Origin of the sequence: Roseomonas sp. 18066 (assembly GCF_902706185.1) — a bacterium.
GTDB lineage: Bacteria > Pseudomonadota > Alphaproteobacteria > Acetobacterales > Acetobacteraceae > Pseudoroseomonas.
Map to the genome: position 1 here is coordinate 1 of NZ_CACSJM010000124.1, position 19,731 is coordinate 19,731.

A 19,731-nucleotide genomic window follows, 5' to 3' on the forward strand; every position below is an offset into this window, starting at 1 on the left:
CCCTTGCTGTCCCTGCCCCTCCTGTCCCTGCCCTTCCTGTCCCGGCCCGGCCGGGCCCAGCCCGCCGCGGACCTGTTCCGCGTGGTGACCTCGCAGGAGATCAACGGGCTGGACCCGGCCCGCTCCGGCTATGTCTTCACCCGCCTGCAGGTGCTGGAGACGCTGGTCGGCGCCGATGATGGCGGCCTGCCGGTGCCGCAGCTGGCCAGCGCCTGGACGCTGTCGGAGGACCGCCTGGCCTGGCGCTTCACCCTGCGTCCCGGCGCCCGCTTCCATGACGGCACGCCCGTCGCCGCCGCCGCGGTGGTCGCCAGCCTGGAGCGCGCCCGGGCCCAGACCGGGCTGCTCGGCAACCTGCCGATCGCGAGCCTCACGGCCGAGGACGGCGCGGTGGTCATCCGCACCACCCGGCCCTTCGCGCCGCTGCTGGCCTTCCTGGCGCATTACAGCAGCGGCATCCTGGCGCCGGCGGCCTTCGAGGACCAGGCGGTGCGCCACCTGATCGGCAGCGGCCCCTACCAGGTCACCCGGCTGCTGCCGCCGCAGCGGCTGGAGGCCGAGCGCTCGGCGCATTGGACCGGCGCCGCCCCCGCCATCGCCCGGCTCAGCTACCTGGCCGCCGGCCGCGGCGAGACCCGCGCCGCCATGGCCGAGAGCGGCCAGGCCGAGCTGGTGGCGCAGCTGGCGCCGGAGACGGTGGAGCGGCTGCGGCGCAACCCGCGCCTGCTGATCGACACCCGCGCCATCCCGCGCACCCGGCTGATCAAGCTGAACTGCGCCTCGCCGCTGTTCAGCGACCCGCGCGCCCGCCGCGCGCTGAGCCTGGCGCTGGACCGCGCCGGGATGGCCGCCACGCTGCTGCGCTCACCAGCCTCGACCGCGACGCAGCTGTTCCCCCCGGCCATGGCGGAATGGCATGTCGCCAGCCTGCCGCCGCTGGCGCGCGACCTGGCCGAGGCGCGCCGCCTGCTGGCGCAGCTCGGCTGGCAGCCGGGGCCCGAGGGCATCCTGCAGCGCGACGGGCAGCCCTTCGCCTTCACGCTGCGCACCTTCTCCGACCGGCCGGAGCTGCCGGGGCTGGCCACCGCCATGCAGGCGCAGCTGCGCGAGATCGGCATCGCCATGAAGGTCGCCGTGGTCAACAGCGGCGAGATCCCGGCCGGCCATCGCGACGGCACGCTGGAGGCGGCGCTGATGGCGCGCAACTTCTCCCTGGTGCCCGACCCGCTGGGCACGCTGCTGCAGGATTACGGGCCGCAGGGCGGCGACTGGGGCGCCATGGGCTGGTCCAGCCCGGCCCTCGTCGCGGTGCTGGAGCAGCTGGGCGCCACCGCAGACCCCGCGGCGCGCGCCGCCCTGCGCGGCCGCGCCGCCAGCATCCTGCACGACGCGCTGCCGGTGATCCCGGTCAGCTGGTTCGACCTGTCGACGGCCATCTCGCGCCGGGTCGCGGGCCTGGCCGTCGATCCGCTGGAGCTCTCCTTCCGCATCGCGGGGTCGCGATGGGCGGGCTGATCCGCGCCCTCGGCGGCCGCGCCGTCCAGGCGCTGCTGGTGGCGCTGCTGGTCGGCGCCGCCTGCTTCCTGATGGTCCGGCTGCTGCCGGGCGACATGGCCTATCGCATCGCCGCCAGCCGGCTGGGCTACGACCTGGTCGACAGCCAGGCGGCCGAGGCGGTGCGGCAGGAGCTCGGCCTCGACCGGCCCTGGCCGCTGCAGCTGGCCGCCTGGTTCGCGGGGCTCGCGCGGCTCGACCTCGGCGTCTCGCTGGCCTCGGGCGAGGCGGTGGCGACGGCGCTGTCGATCCAGCTCGGCCACACGCTGCTGCTCTCGGCCGCGGCGCTGCTGCTGTCGCTGCTGATCGGCCCGCCGCTCGGCGCCCTGGCGGGGCTGCGGGCCGGCGGCTGGTGGGATGGCACGCTGCTGGCGCTGTCGGCGGCACTGCGCGCGGTGCCGGGCTTCGTCATCGGCGTCGGGCTGATGCTGTGGCTGGCGGTGGCATGGGACTGGCTGCCGGCCGGCGGCGTCGGTGGCTGGCGGGAGGTGATCCTGCCGGCCCTGACCCTGGCGCTGGGCCTGGCCGCCGCCTCCTCCCGCGTCGCGCGGGATGCGGTGGCGGGGGTGGTCGCCGCCCCCTTCTTCGGCTTCGCGCGGATGAAGGGGCTGAGCGACGCCGCCGCCTTCCGCCGGCACGGGCTGCGCAATGCCGCCATCCCCGTCGTCGCCTATCTTGGCCTGCAGCTGGTGATGCTGATCGAGGGCGTGGTGGTGGTGGAATCGCTCTTCGCCTGGCCCGGCATCGGCCATGCGCTGGTGCATGCGGTGCTGGGCCGCGACATCCCGATGATCCAGGGCACGGCGCTGGTGATGGGGCTGCTGTTCGTGGCGCTGAACGCGCTGACCGACCTGGCCTGCTGGCTGCTCGACCCGAGGCGCCGCGCCGCATGATCCGTCTTCGGAAAAAACGCCTGCTCGGCGCCGGGCTGCTGGCGGCGGTCGCCGGCTTCGCCCTGCTCGGGCCGCTGCATGGCATCGACCCGCTGCGCCAGGACCTGTCGGCGGCGCTGCAGCCGCCCGGGGCCGCGCATCCGCTGGGCACCGACCATCTGGGGCGCGACCTGCTGGCGCGGCTGGCCGCCGGCGCCCGGCTGTCCTTCGGCTTCGCGCTCCTCGCCGCCCTGGTCTCGGCCGGCACCGGCACGCTGCTCGGCCTGCTGGCGGCGCTGCGCGGCGGCTGGGCGGAGCGGCTGCTGCTGGGCCTGGCGGATGCGGTGCAGGCGCTGCCGGCGCTGCTGCTGGTGGTGCTGGTCACCGCCTTCGCGCCCGGCGAGTTCCTGCCGCTCTATCTCGGCGTGGCGCTGGCGCTCTGGGTGGACTTCTTCCGCATCGCCCGCAACACCGCCGCCAGCGTGCTGGCGCGGCCGCAGGTCGAGGCGGCGCGGCTGCTCGGCTTCGGCCCGGGCCACCTGCTGCGCCGCCACCTGTGGCCGGAGGTCGCGCCGCTGGTCGCCACCCTCTTCGCCTTCGCCGCCGGCACCGCGGTCACCACCGTCGCGGCGCTGGCCTTCATCGGCGTCGGCGCCCGCCCGCCGGTGCCCGAATGGGGCAGCATGATGACCGAGCTGCTGCCCTATTACGCCGAGGCGCCGCTGGCCCTGCTGCTGCCGGCGCTGCTGATCTTCCTGACCGTGCTCGGCCTGCATCTGCTGGCCGGGCGGGAGCGCGGCTGATGGCCCTGATCGTCGACAACCTCGCCATCCACGGGTCAGAGGGCGTGCTGCTGCGCCCCGCCAGTTTCACGCTGCAGCCCGGCCGGCCGCTGGTGCTGCTGGGCGAGACCGGCTCGGGCAAGTCGCTGCTGGCCCAGGCGGTGATGGGCGTGCTGCCGCCGGGGCTGACCGCCACTGGCCGCATCGTGCTCGACGGCCAGAACCTGCTGGCGATGGCGCCGCGCGCGCGCCGCGCGCTGTGGGGCCGCCGCATCGCCATGCTGCCGCAGGAGCCCTGGGCGGCGCTCGACCCCAGCATGCGCGCCGCGGCGCAGGTCGAGGAGGTCGACCGGCTGGTGCATCGCCGCAGCGCCGCCGAGGCCCGGCAGCGCAGCGCCGCGCGGCTGGACCGGCTGGGCCTGGCCGGGGCCGGCCGGCGCTATCCCTTCCAGCTGTCGGGCGGCATGAACCAGCGCGTGGCGCTGGCCGCGACCGAGGCCGCCGGCGCCGGGCTGCTGATCGCCGACGAGCCGACCAAGGGGCTGGACGCCGCGCTGCGCGACACCGCCGGCGCCCTGCTGCGCGCCGAGGCCGAGGCCGGGCGCATGCTGCTGGTCATCACCCATGACGTGGCCCTGGCCCGGCTGCTGGGCGGCGATGCGCTGGTGATGCTGGCGGGCGCGGTGATCGAGGCCGGCCCGCTGCCCGGGCTGCTGGCGGCCCCGCGGCACGACTACACCCGCCGGCTGATCGCGGCCGAGCCGGCGCGCTGGCCGCGCTGGACGCCGCGCCCCGCCGGCCGGCCGATCGTCGAGGCGGCGGGGCTGCGCAAGCGGCTCGGTGGGCAGGAGCTGTTCGGCGGGCTCGACCTCGGCATCGCCGAGGGCCAGGTCACCGCCATCGCCGGGCGCAGCGGCGGCGGCAAGACCAGCCTGGGCAACCTGCTGCTCGGGCTGCTGCGGCCGGATGCCGGCAGCGTGCGCCGCGCCGGCTGGGTGGCGCCCTTCGGCCTGCAGAAGCTGTACCAGGACCCGCTGGCCGGCTTCGCGCCGCAGCAGCGCCTGGGCCATGGGCTGCAGGAATTGCAGCGCCGGCACGGGCTGGACGCGGCGGCGGCGCAGCGGCTGCTGCCGCGGCTGAAGCTCGCCCCGGCGCTGCTGGCGCGGCGTCCTGCCGAGGTCTCGGGCGGCGAGCTGCAGCGCTTCGGCCTGCTGCGGGCGCTGCTGCTGGCGCCGGCGCTGCTCTTCGCCGATGAGGCCACCTCGCGGCTCGACCCGCTGACCCAGCAGGAGATCATGGCGCTGCTCGGCGAAAGCGTCGCCGAGCGCAACATGGCGCTGCTGGTGGTCACCCACGAGACCGCCCTGGCCGAGGCGGTGGCCGGCCAGGTCATCCGCCTGGGCGGTGGCGAGCGCGCGATGGCGTGAGGGGGGATCAGCAAAAAGCCCGATCGCCCTAGCCGGCGCAGCCTTCCATCGCGGCGGCGAGCTCGGCCGGCGGCAAGCGGCCGAGCTCGGCGATGAAGACGATGCGGGCGCGCGGCAGGCCGGGCTTCGGCTCGTGGTCGACCGGCGCCAGGGTCGCGCGCCCGCCCGCCAGCTGGAACAGGAAGACCTTCCCGGGCTGGTCGGCGGTCTCGAAGAAACCCTTGGCGCGGGCCAGGCGCGGCGCCAGCCGGCCGATCGCCGCCTGCAGCCGGGGCAGCGACAGCGGCGTCTCGGCGGTCCAGCTCAGCGTCTCGAAGCGGTCGGCATGCGGGCGGCGCGGCGGGGCCTCGCGCGGCGCCGGCGGCCGCGTCGGATCCTCGGGCAGCACCAGCGACAGCGGCACGGCGCCGCCCGGCGCCTCCACCTGGATCGCCGCCGGGCGCAGCGCCTTCACCGCCGCCTGGAAGGCGTCCAGCGTGCCGGGCGCGGCCAGGTCGGTCTTGCTCAGCGCGACGACATCGGCGACGCGCAGCTGGGCGCGCAGCAGCGGGTCCTCCAGCGCCGCCAGCGGCGCCGCCGCGTCGACGACGCAGAGCACCGTCTCCAGCGGCGCCGCGCGCCAGATCACCGGGTCCATCAGGTTGCGCAGGATGTCGCCGGGCTCGGCGACGCCGCTGGTCTCGATGACGATGGCCTCCGGCCGCGGCTCGCGGCGCAGCAGCGTCGCGATGGTGCGCAGCAGGTCGCCTTCCAGCGTGCAGCAGATGCAGCCATTGGCCAGGCTGACCACGCCGTCGCTGGCGCCGGCGATCAGCTCGGCATCGATGTTGATCGCTCCGAAATCATTGACCACGGCGGCGATCCGACGGCCCTCGGCATGCGCCAGGACATGGTTCACCACCGTGGTCTTGCCCGCCCCCAGGAACCCGGTGACGAGCAGGACCGGAACCGGGGTCATCGAGCCGCTTCCCTCAGGCGATGGAAGGCCGGCGCACGGCCTTGCCCGGGCGGGCGTCGACATCCATCACGCCGCCCGCGATCACCGGCGTGCCGCTGACGATCAGGTGGCGCACGCCCTCGGAGGGGCGGTTCATCGCGGTGAACTCGGCGCGGTCGGTCAGCGTCTCGTAGTCGAAGACGACGATGTCGGCATCCGCGCCGACCGCCAGCCGGCCCTTGCCCAGCATGGCGGGCGTGCTGGCCTCCAGGATCTGCGCCGGGATCAGCGAGCATTTGCGGATGCCCTCGCTCAGCGAGATCGTCTGCCGCTCGCGCACCCAATGGCGGATGAAGCGGGTGAAGCAGCCGGCCGAGCGCGGATGCGAGCTGGCCTCTGCCGGCAGCGGCCAGGCGTCGCCCGTGTAGGTGCTGCCATCCGGCATGCTCCAGGGCATGGCGTCGGAGGCGATGGCGCCATCCGGATAGAGCACCGCCATGTCGAGCAGCTCGCGGTGGCGCGCATTGTTGTCGATGTCGAGCACGTGCCACAGCACCAGCTGCGACGGGTCGTCGGCCTGGGCGGAGAGCAGCTCGGCGCGGTCGCGGAAGCGGTGGCCGTCGGTGACGCGCTGCACCGAATCATAGCCCAGCCCGTTGCGGTCCTCGAAGTTCGGATCACTGAAGAAGGCCGCCGCCAGCACGGTCGAGCCGGTGCCGTAGGGATAGGCCTCGACGGTGATGTTCAGCCCCTTCAGCTGCGCGTTGCGCACCAGCTCGTAGCAGCGGGCGATGTCGGTCTTGCTGGAGCTGTTGAAGTGGCAGATGTGCATATGCGCGCCGGTCGCGGCGGCATAGCCGATCAGCCGGATATAGGCCTCGGCGGCGCTCTGCGGGTCGATCCGCGCCATATAGGCGACATGGGTGAAGGTGGGGACGTTGCGGGCCGCGGCCAGCTTGCAGACCTCGATCAGCTCCTGCACGCCGGCGCCGGGGGCATAGGCGTTGAGGATGCCGATGCCGATGCCGCCCTCGTTCAGCCCCTGGGCCAGGCGGTCGATGATGCCGGCCTGCTCGACATCGTCGGCGATATTGTCCATCCAGCGCTTGTCGCGCATGGCGCGGCCGAAGGCCTCCAGCGAGGATTCCTCGTTGGTGCCGACCATGGCGCCGATGCGGGCGAAGGCCCAGTTGGTCGCGGCGCCATAGTTCAGGATGCGGCCCTGCTCGGCCTGGCGGCGGTACCAGGACCCCACCGGCAGCACGCCGGCCTCGAGGTCGAGGGTGGTGGTGATGCCGTCGAAGGCCTGCATGCGGTCGGCCGGGATCGACTGGCCATGCGCATGCAGGTCGATGAAGCCGGGGGCGACGACCAGGCCGGCGGCGTCGATCACCCGCTCCGCCTCGCCCAGATTGGTGCCGATGGCGGCGATTCGCCCGTCCTGGACGACGATGTCGGCGACGGCATCCGTCCCGCTCGCCGGGTCCACCACGCGTCCGCCGCTGATCAACAAGGCACCCATGCCGCCCACACTCCCCCTGCCAGGACCATCGCGGCGCGGCCAGGGAGAAACCCCTGGCCACCGCGAGGGGCGCAGTAGAGGCGCATTCGCCGCCGGTCGCAATGCCGCCCCGGCCCGCCTTCGAGCCGCGCGGCGCCGGCTTTGCCCAGGATGGCGGCAGCCGCCGCCGAAAGCGGCAGCCCGGCTCAGACGGTGACGTCGACCTGGTTGCCCAGCGCCTTCACATCGGCCTGCACCTTGGCCTCGGCGCTGGTGCTGGCGGCCTCGGCGGCGTCGATCGCCTGCTGGTCGCGCTTCAGCACCGTCTCGCTGGCCTTGGCCTTCTGGTCGGCCTGCAGCTGGGTCGTGGCCTTGTCGAGCTGCGCCTCGGCCTGGCGCGCCGCCTGGCGGTCGGCGGCCAGCTGCTGCTTGGCCTCGTCGCTGCTGCCGCCCCGCGTCGCGGTGGTGGTGGCCGGAAGGGCGGCGCCGATGCTCATGCTCATGTGTGAAATTTTCCCACGTCGATCGAGCGCAACCTAGGCCGCGCCGAGCGTCGCGTCCATGGCTTTATCGCGCGGCGCCGGGAATGTGGCGCGCCAGCAGCACCTCGCCCGAGCGGCGCAGCTGCTGCCAGGCGGCGGCGGCATCGGGGGCGCGCGGCGGCGCCCCGGCCGCGGCGCCAGCGCTGGCCCCGGGCGGGCAGACCGCCGGCAGGCTGGGGCCCAGCACGCGGCAGATGCCGGTCGCCCGCAGCCCGGCGCCCAGATCCGGCCGCGCCGGCGTGCTGCCCCAGGCCCAGGACAGCATGACGGCGACCACCAGCGGCTCGAAGGCTGAGCCGGTGCGGCAGATCGGCAGCGCATAGGTGCCGCGCAAGGGCCAGGCCAGGCGCAAGCCCCCCGGGGTCACCAGGTCGGCCGCCAGATGCGACAGATAGCCGACCACCAGCGGCGCGCTGATCGCCAGCGGCACTTCCTGGCGCAGCATCAGCAGGGCGCAGCCTGCCACGGCGACCAGCGAATGGGTCATGCCGCGATGGCCGAAGACAGCGGCCAGCAGGGTGGAGACCGGGCGCAGCCGCTTGCCCATCCAGGACTTCGGATGATCGATGTCAGGCAGCAGCGCGCCGCAGACCGCCAGCCCCAGCATGGCCGGGTCGAGGGCCGGCAGGCCCAGCCGTGGCGCGGCCGCGAACCAGGCGGCCGCGCCCAGCGCGATATGCGAGCCGGCCATCATCGCGGGGCGGCAAACCTTCTTTGGCAGTATTCATTCTAATTAGGAGTCAAGAACGTCTCCTACAAGCCTGATTCATCACGATTCAACCGGAACAGCGCGCAAAATGCGACCTGCGCCGGGCGGGGCTGCGGCCGGAAGGCTTCTGCTTTATGCTCGGCGCCGTGAACCTGATCTCGCCGCCCCGCCCGCATCTGGAGATCGAAGTGGTCTTCGATCTGGTCTGTCCCTGGTGCTTCCTCGGCACCAGGCGGCTGCGGCGCGCGCTGCAGCGGCGGCCGGAGCTGCTGGCCGACCTGCGCTGGCGCCCCTTCCTGCTGAACCCCGATCTCGGCGCCGGTGGAGTGCACCGCCAGGACTACATGGCCCGCAAGTTCGGCGGCGAGGAGCGCGCCCGGCGGCTGCATGCCACCATGACCGAGCTCGGCCTGGCCGAGGATATTGCTTTCAGATTTGACCGGATCCAGCGCATTCCCGCCTCGATCGACGCGCACCGGCTGGTGCGGCACGCGGCGCAGCATGGCGTCGCCGACGGGCTGGTCGATGCGCTGTTCGTGGCACATTTCTGCGAGGGCGCCGATATCGGCAACCACGACACCCTGGCGATCCTGGCCGGCGAATTCGGGCTGGAGCGCCGCGGCACGCTGCGCTTCCTGGCCAGCGGGCTGGAGAACGACGCGGTGCATGCGGAGAACCTGCGCGCGCATCGCCTGGGCATCAACGGCGTGCCCTGCTTCGTCATGGCCGGGCCGCATGGCCAGACCTCGGGCCATGCCATCGCCGGCGCGCAGGAGCCCGAGGTGCTGGAACGGCTGATCGACGTGGCGATCGCCGAGGCGACCGAGTTCTAGGCGCGTGATGGCTTGAGGCGGACTCAGCGAAAAGCCTGAATCAGGCGATCAGACACAGAGCCAGGGTGGGTTGTCTTCGGAAAGACGAAGACAACCCACCCTGGAACCCGGTCACCCCTTCTTCGGCGTCGTCGCCAGCTTCGCCAGCACCGCCAGCATGTCCTTGGCGGCGCGCACCCGCACGGCCAGGTCCATCTCCCGCACCATGGCCAGCTTGTGGTCGGGGCGCAGCTTCACCACCCCCTTCTGCGCGCTGACCCAGGTCACCAGCCCCTCGGCATTGTCGAAGCGGTTCTGGCGGAAGCCGACGACGATGCCCTTCGGCCCGGCATCCAGCTTCTCGACCCCGGCCTGGCGGCAGAGATGCTTGATCGAGACCACCTGCAGCAGGTTCTCGACCTCGGGCGGCAGCGCGCCGAAGCGGTCGCCCAGCTCGGCGGCCATGGCCTCGACCTCCGCCTCGCCGGCCAGGGCGCCGATGCGGCGGTACAGGCCGAGCCGCACCGGCAGGTCGGTGACATAGTTCTCCGGGATCAGCACCGGCAGGCCCAGGTTGATCTGCGGCGTCCAGTCGCGGTCGGAGGCCGCGTCGCGCTTGCCCTGCCCGGCCTTGATATTGGCCACCGCCTCCTCGAGCATCTGCTGGTACAGCTCGATGCCGACCTCGCGGATATGGCCCGACTGCTCGTCGCCCAGCAGGTTGCCGGCGCCGCGGATGTCGAGGTCGTGGCTGGCGAGCGTGAAGCCGGCGCCGAGATTGTCCAGCGTCTGCATCACGGCGAGCCGCTTCTCGGCCGCCGCCGACAGGCGCTGCGTCGCCGGCCAGGTCAAATAGGCATAGCCGCGCTGCTTGCCGCGCCCGACCCGGCCGCGCAGCTGGTAGAGCTGGGCCAGGCCGAACATGTCGGCGCGATAGATGATCAGCGTGTTGACCGCCGGCATGTCGAGCCCGCTCTCGACGATATTGGTCGCCAGCAGGATGTCGTACTTGCCGTCGCCGAACTCGGTCATCACGCGCTCGAGCTCGGTGGGCGTCAGCCGGCCATGCGCCTGGGCGATGCGTGCCTCGGGCACGATCTCGGCCAGCCGGGTCACCATCCGCGGCAGGTCCTCCAGCCGCGGGCAGACGCAGAAGATCTGGCCGCCGCGGAAGCGCTCGCGCTGGATCGCCTCGCGGATGACGACGGCGTCGAAGGGCATGATGAAGGTGCGCACCGCGAGGCGATCGACCGGCGGCGTCGCGATCACGCTCATCTCGCGCACGCCGGTCAAGGCGAGCTGCAGGGTGCGCGGGATCGGCGTCGCGGTCAGCGTCAGGACGTGGACATCGGCCTTCAGCGACTTCAGCCGTTCCTTGTGGGCGACGCCGAAATGCTGCTCCTCGTCGACGATCACCAGGCCGAGATCGGCAAACTCGATGCTCTTGGCCAGCAGCGCATGGGTGCCGACGACGATGTTGATGGTGCCGTCGGCCAGCCCCGCCTTGACCTGCGCCGCCTCCTTGGCGGTGACCATGCGCGACAGCTGCGCGACCTTGACCGGCAGCCCCTCGAAGCGGGCGGTGAAGGTGCGGTGGTGCTGGCGCGACAGCAGCGTGGTCGGCACCACGACGGCGACCTGGGCGCCGGACATGGCGACGACGAAGGCCGCCCGCAGCGCGATCTCGGTCTTGCCGAAGCCGACATCGCCGCAGATCAGCCGGTCCATCGGCCGTCCGGCCGCCAGGTCCTCCAGCGTGTCGGCGATGGCGCGCTGCTGGTCCTCGGTCTCGGCGAAGGGGAAGCGGGCGCAGAACTCGTCCCACGCCCCTTCGGGCGGGGTGATCAGCGGCGCGTCCTTGACCCGGCGCTCGGCGGCGATGCGGATCAGCTGGCCGGCCATGTCGGCGATGCGCTGCTTGGCCTTCGCCTTGCGGCTCTGCCAGGCGGTGCCGCCCAGCTTGTCCAGCGCGACGCCGGCGCTGTCGCTGCCGAAGCGCGACAGCAGCTCGATATTCTCGACCGGCAGGAACAGCTTGTCGCCGCCGTCATAGATCAGCCGCAGGCAGTCATGCGGCGCGCCATTGACCTCGATGGTCTCGAGGCGGTCGTAGCGGCCGATGCCATGGTCCTGGTGCACCACCAGGTCGCCCTCGGCGATCTCGGTGGCGTCCGCGATGAACTGGTCGGCGCGCTTGCGGCGGCGCGGCGGCCGGGCGATGCGCTCGCCCAGCAGGTCCTGCTCGCTGGTCAGCGCGATGGAAACGCTGGCCTTGGCGCCGGCGCCCGCCTCGGCCGGGCCGGTGAAGCCGCGCTCGACGCCGAAGATGGCCAGCGCCACGGTGCCGGCCGGCAGCTTGCGCACGCCGGGCCAGTCGTCGACCACCTGGGCGGGGACGCCATTCTCCCGCAGCAGGTTGCCCAGCCGCTCGCGCGAGCCGCGGGTCCAGGCGGCGACCACCGGGCGGCGGCCGGATTTCGCCTGGGCCTCGGCCTGCTCGCGATAGACGGCGAAGACATTCTGCCCGGCGGTGCGCGCCTCGGTGTAGAGGCGGCCCGGGCGGCCGCCGGCCTCGACCCCCTCGGCGCCCTCGGGCATCGGGAAGGGGCTGAAGCCCAGCAGCGGCCCGCCCTGCAGCATCGCCGCCCAGTCGCGGCCGTTCAGGTACAGCCGGCCGGGAGGCACCGGGCGATAGGGCACCTCGCCCTCCCGCGCCACGCCGCGGCGGGCCTGGTAGTGGTCCTCGATCATCTCGAGCCGGGCCTGCAGCGCGTCGTCGGCCTGGTGGTCCAGGCTGACCGAGGCGCTGTTCAGGTAGTCCATCAGCGTCGCCATGCCGTCATGGAACAGCGCCGCGTAATGCTCCATCCCCGGATGCCGGCGGCCGGCGGAGATCGAGGCGTAGAGCGGGTCCTCGGCCGCCGCATTGCCGAACAGCTCGCGGTAGCCGCTGCGGAAGCGGGCGATCGAGGCCTCGTCGAGGAAGATCTCTCCCACCGGCCGCAGCCAGAGGTCGTTCAGCGCCGTGCCGCTGCGCTGGCTCTCGGTCGAGAAGCGCCGCAGGCTCTCGATCTCGTCGCCGAAGAAGTCGAGCCGCACCGGCTCGGCCTCGCCCGAGGGGTAGAGGTCGACGATGCCGCCGCGCAACGAATACTCGCCGGGCTCCATGACGGTCGCCACCCGGTTGTAGCCATTGGCGTCGAGGAAGGCCGCCAGCTTCTCGGTGCCGATCCGCCCGCCGCGCTTCAGCGCCAGGCTGGCGCCGCGGAACACGTCGGGCATCGGCACCCGCTGCACCAGGGCATTGACCGTGGTCAGCAGGATGCGCGGCTTCGCGCCCTGCTCCAGCAGCCGGGTCAGGGTGGCGACGCGCTCGGCCACCAGCTCGGCATGCGGCGAGACCCGGTCATAGGGCAGGCAGTCCCAGGCCGGGAAGCGCAGCACCTCCATCTCCGGCGCGAAGAAGGCCAGCCCTTCCTGCAACCGGGCCATGCGCGCGTCGTCGCGGCAGACATGCAGGACCGTGTCCTTCGACTCGGCCCGCCGCCGCGTCAGCAGCAGCGCGTCGAAGCCTTCCGGCGCGCCGAAGACGGTCAGCTGCGTCATGCGCGGCGCGCCGCCTCGGGCACGCCGGCGCCCAGCCGGGAGCATTCCACCGCCATCCGCGCCAGCATGGGCGTGGCCACCTCCGCCGGGATCGGCCGGCGGCCGGACAGCCAGTCGGCCAGGTCGACATCGAGCAGCTCCAGCACCTCCTCCAGCTCGTCCAGCTCGGCCTCGCTGAAGCTGGCGATGTGCTTCGCCACGAAGCCGCCGACCATCAGGTCGGTCTCCTTGGTGCCGCGGTGGTGGGCGCGGTACAGCAGCCGCCGGCGGCGCGGGGACAGCTCGGTGGCGTTATCGTCGGGTTCGGACATGGGCGGCGCCTCTCGCGGCTGGCATATAGAGGTGGATGGAAATCGTGTCAGCCCGAGAGGCCGAAATGGAGGACGAGGCGGCGCCGCTCTTCGCGCCGCTCGACAGCCTGACCCTGGCCGAGGAGAAGCGGAAGCGCCTGGCCCAGGCGGTCGAAGGCGGCCGGGTGATCGACCTGCTCTTCCACTTGCCGGAACGCTACCAGGATCGCAGCAATGCGGCGCCACGGGAAGGCGAGGTCGCCACCCTGCCCGTCCGCGTGCTGTCGGTGGTGCCGCCGCGCTCGCCGATCCAGCCCTGGGCGGTGCAATGCGACTCTGCCGAGGGGCCGGTCGACCTGATCTATTTCGGCCGCCGCTCCTGGCTGGGCGCCTGGCTGGGCCGCACCTATCCGGAGGGCGAGACGCGCCGGGTCTCGGGCAGGATGAAGCGCTTCCGCGAGCTGTGGCAGATGGACGCGCCGGATTTCGTCGAGCCGCCGGATGTCATCCCAACCCTGCAGCCGATCTGGCCGCTGGTGAAGGGGCTGGGGCAGCGCGATGTCGGCCGCGCCATGGCGGATGCCGTCGACCGCCTGCCGCCGCTGCCCGAATGGCAGGATGCGACGCTGCTGGCGCGCCGCCGCTGGCGCGGCTTCGGCGAGTCGCTGAGGGCGATCCAGGCGCCGGAGGTCTTCCCCGACGACACCGCCCGCGACCGGCTGGCCTATGACGAGCTGCTGGCCGGGCAGCTGGCGGTGGGGCTGGTGCGGCGGACGGTGATGGAGCGGCCCGGCCGCAGCCTGCTGGGCGACGGCCGGCTGCGCGCGGCGGCGCTGGCGGCTTTCGGCCATCCCCCCACCTCGGCCCAGGCCAAGTCCCTGGCGGAGATCGACCAGGACCTCGCCGCCCCCCGCCGCATGCTGCGGCTGCTGCAGGGCGATGTCGGCGCCGGCAAGACGCTGGTCGCGGTGCTGGCCATGCTGCGCGCCGTCGAGGGCGGCGCCCAGGCCGCCATCATGGCGCCGACCGAGCTGCTGGCCCGCCAGCACATGCGCACCTTCGAGAAGCTCTGCGGCGCGGCGGGGGTGTCCTGCGCCCTGCTCGCGGGCTCGGTGAAGGGCAAGGAACGGAAAAGAGTCCTGGCCGGCCTCGCCGACGGCTCGATCCCGATCGTCATCGGCACCCATGCGCTGATCGAGGAGGGCGTCGCCTTCCGCGACCTCGGCCTCGCCGTGGTCGACGAGCAGCACCGCTTCGGCGTCGCCCAGCGCCTGGCGCTGACCGAGAAGGGCACCACCGACGTGCTGGTGATGACCGCGACCCCGATCCCGCGCACCCTGCTGCTGACCCAATGGGGCGAGATGGCGGTCAGCCGGCTGGAGGGGCGCCCGGCCGGCCGCCAGCCGATCGTCACCCGCATCGTCTCGCGCGAGCGGCGCGACGAGCTGACCGCGCGCCTCCGCGCCGCCTTCGCCCAGGGCCACCGCGCCTATTGGGTGGTGCGCGCCGTCGAGGAAGGCGAGCGGCACGACAATGTCGCGGCCGAAAGCACCTTCACCGAGCTCGCCGCCCTGTTCGGCGACAAGGTCCGCCTCGCCCATGGCGCCCAGAAGCTCGACGTGCGGGAGGCGGCGCTGCAGGACTTCGCCGCCGGCCGCGCCCAGCTGCTGGTCGCCACCACCGTGGTCGAGGTCGGCGTCGACGTGCCCGAGGCCACCATCATGATCATCGAGCAGGCCGAGCGCTTCGGCCTCGCCGCCCTGCACCAGCTGCGCGGCCGGGTCGGGCGCGGCCATGCCCAGTCCTTCTGCCTGCTGCTGCCCTCGGCCGAGCTGAACGAATCGGAGCAGCGGCGGCTTTCCGTGCTGCGCGAGACCCAGGACGGCTTCGTCATCGCGGACGCCGACCTCGACTATCGCGGCGGCGGCGACGCGCTGGGGCTGCGCCAGGCCGGCCGGCTGGGCCGCCGGCTGGCCGATCCGCAGCGCCATGCCGGGCTGATCCGCATGGCGCACCAGGATTCTTCCCTGCTGCTGGAGAAGGACCCGGAGCTGGATGCCACGCCGCGGGGGCGGGCAGCGCGGCTGCTGCTGTCGATCTTCGGCCATGACCTGTCCCTCGCCCCGCTGGCGGCCGGCTGAGGCGGCCCGGCCGGGCCTGCCGGCACGCCCCGCGCAAAAGGCTGAAACAGTGCCGGGGGTTGCAAAGGCCGGGGTCGCGTATAAACCCGACGCCTTCGGAGCCTGCAGGGAGTGACCGGTTGTCCGCGCTCATCGAGATCGACCGCCTGACCAAGCGCTTCGGCGGCTTCACCGCGGTCGACGACGTGTCTTTCACCGTGGCCCGTGGGGAGGTGCTGGGCTTCCTCGGCCCCAACGGCGCCGGCAAGTCGACCACCATGAAGATGCTGGCCGGCTTCGTGACCCCCAGCGCCGGCACCGCCCGGATCTGCGGCCAGGACGTGGTCGACCGGCCGGTCGCCGCCAAGCGCCAGCTCGGCTACCTGCCCGAGGGCGCGCCGACCTATCCGGAGATGACGGTCGCGGGCTTCCTCGGCTTCGCCGCCCGCATCCGCGGCTTCCGCGGGTCCGAGGCCGCCGACCGGGTGGCGCGCGCCATGCAGCTGACCACGCTGGAAGGCGTCCGGCTGCAGCCGATCGAGACGCTCTCCAAGGGCTTCAAGCGCCGCGTCGGCCTGGCGCAGTCGCTGCTGCACGACCCGCCGGTGCTGGTGCTGGACGAGCCGACCGACGGCCTCGACCCCAACCAGAAGCATGAGGTGCGGCGGCTGATCGAGCAGATGGCCCCAGCCAAGGCCATCGTCATCTCCACCCATATCCTGGAGGAGGTCTCGGCGATCTGCACCCGCGCCATCGTCATCGCCCGCGGCAAGATCCTGGCCGATGCCACCCCGGCCGAGCTGTCGCGGCGCGGCGCCTCGCTGGACCAGGTGTTCCGCGACCTGACCCTGCCGAAGGACGCCGCCTGATGCGCGCAGCCCTGACCGTCGCGCGGCGCGAGCTGGCCGGCTATTTCGCCACCCCCGTCGCCTATGTCTTCATCGTCATCTTCCTGGTGATGTCGGGGGCGCTCACCTTCACGCTCGGCAATTTCTTCGGCCGCGGCACCGCCGACCTGCAGCCCTTCTTCGGCTTCGTGCCCTGGCTGTTCCTGTTCCTGGTGCCGGCGCTCACCATGCGGCTCTGGGCGGAGGAGCGGCGGCTCGGCACCATCGAGCTGCTGCTGACCCTGCCGATCACCCAGGCCCAGGCGGTGCTGGGCAAGTTCCTGGCGGCCTGGGCCTTCTGCGCCATCGCCCTCGCCCTCACCTTTCCGCTGGTCATCACGGTCAATATCCTGGGCAGGCCGGACAACGGCGTGATCGCCGCCGGCTATGCCGGCTGCCTGCTGACGGCGGGCGCCTACCTGGCCGTGGGGGCCGCGATCTCGGCGCTGACCAAGAACCAGGTGATCGCCTTCGTGCTCGCCGTCGCGGTCTGCTTCCTCTTCGCCGCCGCCGGCAGCCCGGTGGTGACCGAGTTCCTCTCGGTGCGCATGCCGGTGCTGGCGGAGGTCGCGCGCGGCATCTCCATCAACGACCGGCTGGGTAATTTCGCCCGCGGCGTGCTGACGCTGCGCGACCTGGTCTATTTCGCCAGCTTCATCGGCTTCTGGCTCTTCGCCAATGCCGTGGCCGTCGACCACCGCAAGGCGGACTGAGCCATGAGCCCTTCAGCGACCCCCCGCCGCGCCTCCAACCGGCTGCTCTTCTCGATCGGCGGCATCGGCGCGGCCCTGGTGCTGGCGGTCTCCGCCAATCTGCTGGCCGACCGGCTGCTGCCGCGGGTCCGCATCGACCTGACCGAGCAGCGGCTCTACACCCTGTCCGACGGCACCCGGCAGGTGCTGTCCGGCCTGCAGGACCCGATCACGCTGCGGCTGTTCTATTCCAGCCGCCTCGGCAGCAGCGTCCCGGTCTACGGCGCCTATGCCGATCGGGTGAAGGAAATGCTGCAGGAATACGCGGCCATGTCGGAGGGCCGGCTGCGGCTGGAATATCTCGACCCCGAGCCCTTCAGCGAGACCGAGGACCGCGCCATGGCGCTCGGCATCCAGGGGGTGCCGGTCGACCAGTCGGGCGAGCAGGTCTATTTCGGCCTGGCCGGCAGCAACCTGCTGGATGACGAGCGGGTGCTGCCCTTCTTCCAGCCGGAGCGCGAGCGCTTCCTGGAATATGACCTGACCCGGCTGGTCTACGAGCTGTCCAACCCGCGCCGCCCGGTGGTCGGCATGCTCAGCGCGCTGCCGATCAACGGCGACCCTAGAGCGATGATGATGCGTGTGCCCGGCGCCGGGCAGCCCTTCGTCATCGCCAACCAGCTGCGGCAGTTCTTCACGCTCCGCGACGTGGCGCCCGACAGCCAAGTCATCCCGCCCGAGATGCAGGTGCTGATCGTGGCGCAGCCGCAGGGCCTGCCCGACACCACCCTCTATGCCATCGACCAGTTCGTCATGCGGGGCGGCAAGCTCTTCGTCATGACCGACCCGCATAGCGAGAGCCAAGCCAGCCGCCCGGGCCCGACCGGCCAGCCGCCCGCCGACACCTCCTCCAACCTCGACCGGCTGCTGAATGCCTGGGGGCTGGAGACGCCGACCGACAAGGTGGTGCTGGACCAGCGCGGCGCCTGGCGGGTGCGGGCCAATCCGCAGGACCGGCTGCAGGCGGTGGACTACCTCGCCTGGTTCAACGCGACGGCGGATTCGCTGACCCGCGGCGACGTGGCGACGGCCGACCTGCAGCAGGTCACCTTCGCCTCGGCCGGCCAGGTGCGGCTGCGCGCCGGGTCCAGCCTGGAATTCACCCCGCTGGTCACCAGCAGCGACCAGGCCATGCTGGTCGATGCCGCCCGCGTCCGGCAGAACCCCAACCCGACGCAGATCCTGGCCGGCTTCCGCGGCGACGGGAACCGCTACGTGCTGATGGCGCGCGCCCGCGGCATCCTGAAGACCGCCTTCCCCGAGGGCGCCCCCGCCTTGCCGGCCGGCGCCGAGCGCCCGGCCGACTTCCCGGCGCATCGCGGCCAGACCGAGGGCCCGGCCAACCTGGTCGTCGCCAATGACAGCGACATCCTGGAGGACCGCTTCTGGGTCCGGGTGCAGGATTTCTTCGGCCAGCAGGTGGCGACGCCCCTGAGCGACAATGGCGCGCTGGTGGCCAACCTGACCGACACGCTGGCCGGCGGCGACGCGCTGATCGGGCTGCGCTCGCGCGGCGAATCGCTGCGCCCCTTCGGCCTGGTCGAGGACATGCGCCGCGGCGCCGAGGCGCAGTACCGCCAGACCGAGCAGGCGCTGACCCAGCGGCTGGAAGCCACCGAGAAGCGGCTGCGCGAGCTGCGCCAGGGGACCGCCGCCCCCGGCGAGCGCAACCAGAGCCAGACCGTCATCACCCCCGAGCAGCGCGCCGAGATCGACCGGGCGCGGGCCGAGATCGTCGCCACCCGCGGCCAGCTGCGCGGCGTGCAGCTGGAGCTGCGGCGCGACATCGAGGCGCTGGAGCGGAGCTTGCGCATCCTGAACATCGCCGCCGTCCCGGCGCTGCTGACGCTGTTCGCGCTGGGCCTGGCGGTGGTGCGCAACCGCCGCCGCGCCGCGGCGCGCGCCTGAGACCGAGGGCAAGACGATGGAACGCCGTACCCTCCTGATCCTTGGCGGCAGCGCCGTGGTCGCTGGAGGCGCCGTGCTGGCGCTGGGCCCCGGCGGGCCGCGCTCCGCCGATACCGGCTCGGCGCCGCTGATGTTCCAGAACCTGGCGGCGCGGCTCGCCGGCGCCATGCGCATCGAGGTGAAGCGCCACGATGCCAGCCTGGTGGTGACGCGCAGCCAGGGCGATGCCTGGGTGCTGCCGGAGACCGCCAACTATCCGGTCCGCGCCGAGAAGGTCAGGGAGCTGCTGGTCGGGCTGACCGAGCTGCGCCTGGTCGAGCCGCGCACCGCGAACCCGGAGCTGCTGGAGCGGCTCGGGCTGCAGGATCCGACGGCGGCGGGCTCCACCGCCGCGCTGCTGCGGGTGCTGGACGGCACCGGCGCGCCGATCGCCGAGCTGGTGGTCGGCCGCCGCCGCGTCCGCACCCAGGGCAACCTGCCGGAGAGCGTCTATGTCCGCCGCCCGGGCGAGACGCAGTCCTGGCTGGCCGAGGGCCGGCTGCCGCTGGATGCCGATGCCCAGCTGTGGATCGACCGCGACATCGCCAACCTGCCGCGCGAGCGGGTGCTGAACGTCGCCATCCGCCGCGCCGGCGAGCCGCCGCTGGCGCTGACCCGCAGCGACGGCCCGGACGGCGTGCTGCAGATGACGGCGCCGGCCGCGCATCCGCCGCTGGAGCAGGCCTCGCTCGACGCCATCGCCGGCGCCTTCGAGTTCCTGACCCTGACCGATGTGCAGCGTGAGGCCGAGATGCCCGGCGAGGCGCTGGGCGAGGCGCGCTTCACCCTGACCGACAAGCTGGCCATCACCGTGCAGGTGAAGCGGAACGACGAGGCCGTCTGGCTGAAGCTGGCCGCCGAGGGCGATGCCGAGGCCGAGCGCTTCAACGCGCGCTGGCGCGGCTGGGCCTATCAGGTCGGCAATTGGAAGCAGCGCGCCTTCGTGCCGACGCTGGCCGAGCTGCGCGTCGCCGATGCCCCGGCCCCTGCCGC

The 19,731-nt window shown here is 72.9% G+C and carries 16 protein-coding genes; 10 read left to right on the forward strand and 6 right to left on the reverse strand.

The window, feature by feature from the left end; translation table 11 throughout:
• Positions 1–3 precede the first annotated feature (3 nt).
• From GVN67_RS21690 to GVN67_RS21705, 4 genes are read left to right on the forward strand one after another with little or no spacing between them, the layout of a single operon-like run.
• Positions 4–1,515: an ABC transporter substrate-binding protein gene (locus GVN67_RS21690; protein WP_159999434.1), complete on the forward strand. Its 1,512-nt coding sequence runs from the start codon at positions 4–6 to the stop codon at positions 1,513–1,515.
• A complete protein-coding gene (locus tag GVN67_RS21695; protein ID WP_159999420.1) occupies positions 1,503–2,447 on the forward strand; it encodes an ABC transporter permease in 945 nt (314 codons plus the stop codon). The genes GVN67_RS21690 and GVN67_RS21695 overlap by 13 nt, the downstream gene beginning before the upstream one ends.
• On the forward strand, positions 2,444–3,229 hold the full coding sequence (locus GVN67_RS21700) for an ABC transporter permease (protein ID WP_235035414.1): 786 nt from the start codon (positions 2,444–2,446) through the stop codon (positions 3,227–3,229). The genes GVN67_RS21695 and GVN67_RS21700 overlap by 4 nt, the downstream gene beginning before the upstream one ends.
• On the forward strand, positions 3,229–4,635 hold the full coding sequence (locus tag GVN67_RS21705) for an ATP-binding cassette domain-containing protein (protein ID WP_159999421.1): 1,407 nt from the start codon (positions 3,229–3,231) through the stop codon (positions 4,633–4,635). The genes GVN67_RS21700 and GVN67_RS21705 overlap by 1 nt, the downstream gene beginning before the upstream one ends.
• Before the next feature lie 28 nt (positions 4,636–4,663).
• Here the strand turns inward: GVN67_RS21705 and GVN67_RS21710 are convergent, their stop codons facing one another.
• The 4 genes from GVN67_RS21710 to GVN67_RS21725 form a co-directional block, all read right to left on the reverse strand.
• Positions 4,664–5,593 (reverse strand): GTP-binding protein, encoded by a 930-nt coding sequence (locus GVN67_RS21710; RefSeq protein ID WP_159999422.1) that lies wholly within the window; start codon positions 5,591–5,593, stop codon positions 4,664–4,666.
• 13 nt (positions 5,594–5,606) lie between these two features.
• The gene (locus GVN67_RS21715) at positions 5,607–7,094 is read right to left on the reverse strand and encodes an amidohydrolase family protein (protein WP_159999423.1); all 1,488 of its coding nucleotides are present in this window, start codon (positions 7,092–7,094) and stop codon (positions 5,607–5,609) included.
• A gap of 185 nt (positions 7,095–7,279) precedes the next feature.
• Positions 7,280–7,576: a hypothetical protein gene (locus GVN67_RS21720; protein WP_159999424.1), complete on the reverse strand. Its 297-nt coding sequence runs from the start codon at positions 7,574–7,576 to the stop codon at positions 7,280–7,282.
• 64 nt (positions 7,577–7,640) lie between these two features.
• Positions 7,641–8,309 (reverse strand): metal-dependent hydrolase, encoded by a 669-nt coding sequence (locus GVN67_RS21725; RefSeq protein WP_159999425.1) that lies wholly within the window; start codon positions 8,307–8,309, stop codon positions 7,641–7,643.
• Between the two features lie 149 nt (positions 8,310–8,458).
• Here GVN67_RS21725 and GVN67_RS21730 point away from each other — a divergent pair, with 149 nt between their 5' ends.
• Positions 8,459–9,157, forward strand: coding sequence for a DsbA family oxidoreductase (locus GVN67_RS21730; protein WP_159999426.1), 699 nt, complete (start codon positions 8,459–8,461; stop codon positions 9,155–9,157).
• 111 nt (positions 9,158–9,268) lie between these two features.
• Here the strand turns inward: GVN67_RS21730 and mfd are convergent, their stop codons facing one another.
• Both mfd and GVN67_RS21740 read right to left on the reverse strand, forming a co-directional pair.
• Complete coding sequence (mfd, locus tag GVN67_RS21735; RefSeq protein ID WP_235035415.1) at positions 9,269–12,742, reverse strand: transcription-repair coupling factor; 3,474 nt, start codon at positions 12,740–12,742, stop codon at positions 9,269–9,271.
• Positions 12,739–13,053, reverse strand: coding sequence for a succinate dehydrogenase assembly factor 2 (locus tag GVN67_RS21740; protein WP_159999428.1), 315 nt, complete (start codon positions 13,051–13,053; stop codon positions 12,739–12,741). Before GVN67_RS21740 ends, mfd begins: the two co-directional genes overlap by 4 nt.
• A 35-nt stretch (positions 13,054–13,088) precedes the next feature.
• Between GVN67_RS21740 and GVN67_RS21745 the strand changes: the two genes are divergently transcribed.
• The 5 genes from GVN67_RS21745 to GVN67_RS21765 all read left to right on the forward strand — a co-directional run.
• Positions 13,089–15,173 (forward strand): ATP-dependent DNA helicase RecG, encoded by a 2,085-nt coding sequence (locus GVN67_RS21745; RefSeq protein ID WP_159999429.1) that lies wholly within the window; start codon positions 13,089–13,091, stop codon positions 15,171–15,173.
• A gap of 119 nt (positions 15,174–15,292) precedes the next feature.
• Positions 15,293–16,021 carry an ABC transporter ATP-binding protein gene (locus GVN67_RS21750; protein WP_159999430.1) on the forward strand — a complete coding sequence of 243 codons (729 nt, stop codon included), beginning with the start codon at positions 15,293–15,295 and terminating at the stop codon, positions 16,019–16,021.
• Positions 16,021–16,752 (forward strand): ABC transporter permease, encoded by a 732-nt coding sequence (locus GVN67_RS21755; protein WP_159999431.1) that lies wholly within the window; start codon positions 16,021–16,023, stop codon positions 16,750–16,752. The genes GVN67_RS21750 and GVN67_RS21755 overlap by 1 nt, the downstream gene beginning before the upstream one ends.
• Positions 16,753–16,755: 3 nt before the next feature.
• The gene (locus GVN67_RS21760; RefSeq protein WP_159999432.1) at positions 16,756–18,699 is read left to right on the forward strand and encodes a Gldg family protein; all 1,944 of its coding nucleotides are present in this window, start codon (positions 16,756–16,758) and stop codon (positions 18,697–18,699) included.
• A gap of 16 nt (positions 18,700–18,715) precedes the next feature.
• A partial coding sequence (locus GVN67_RS21765) for a DUF4340 domain-containing protein (protein ID WP_159999433.1) occupies positions 18,716–19,731 on the forward strand: 1,016 nt, incomplete at its 3' end.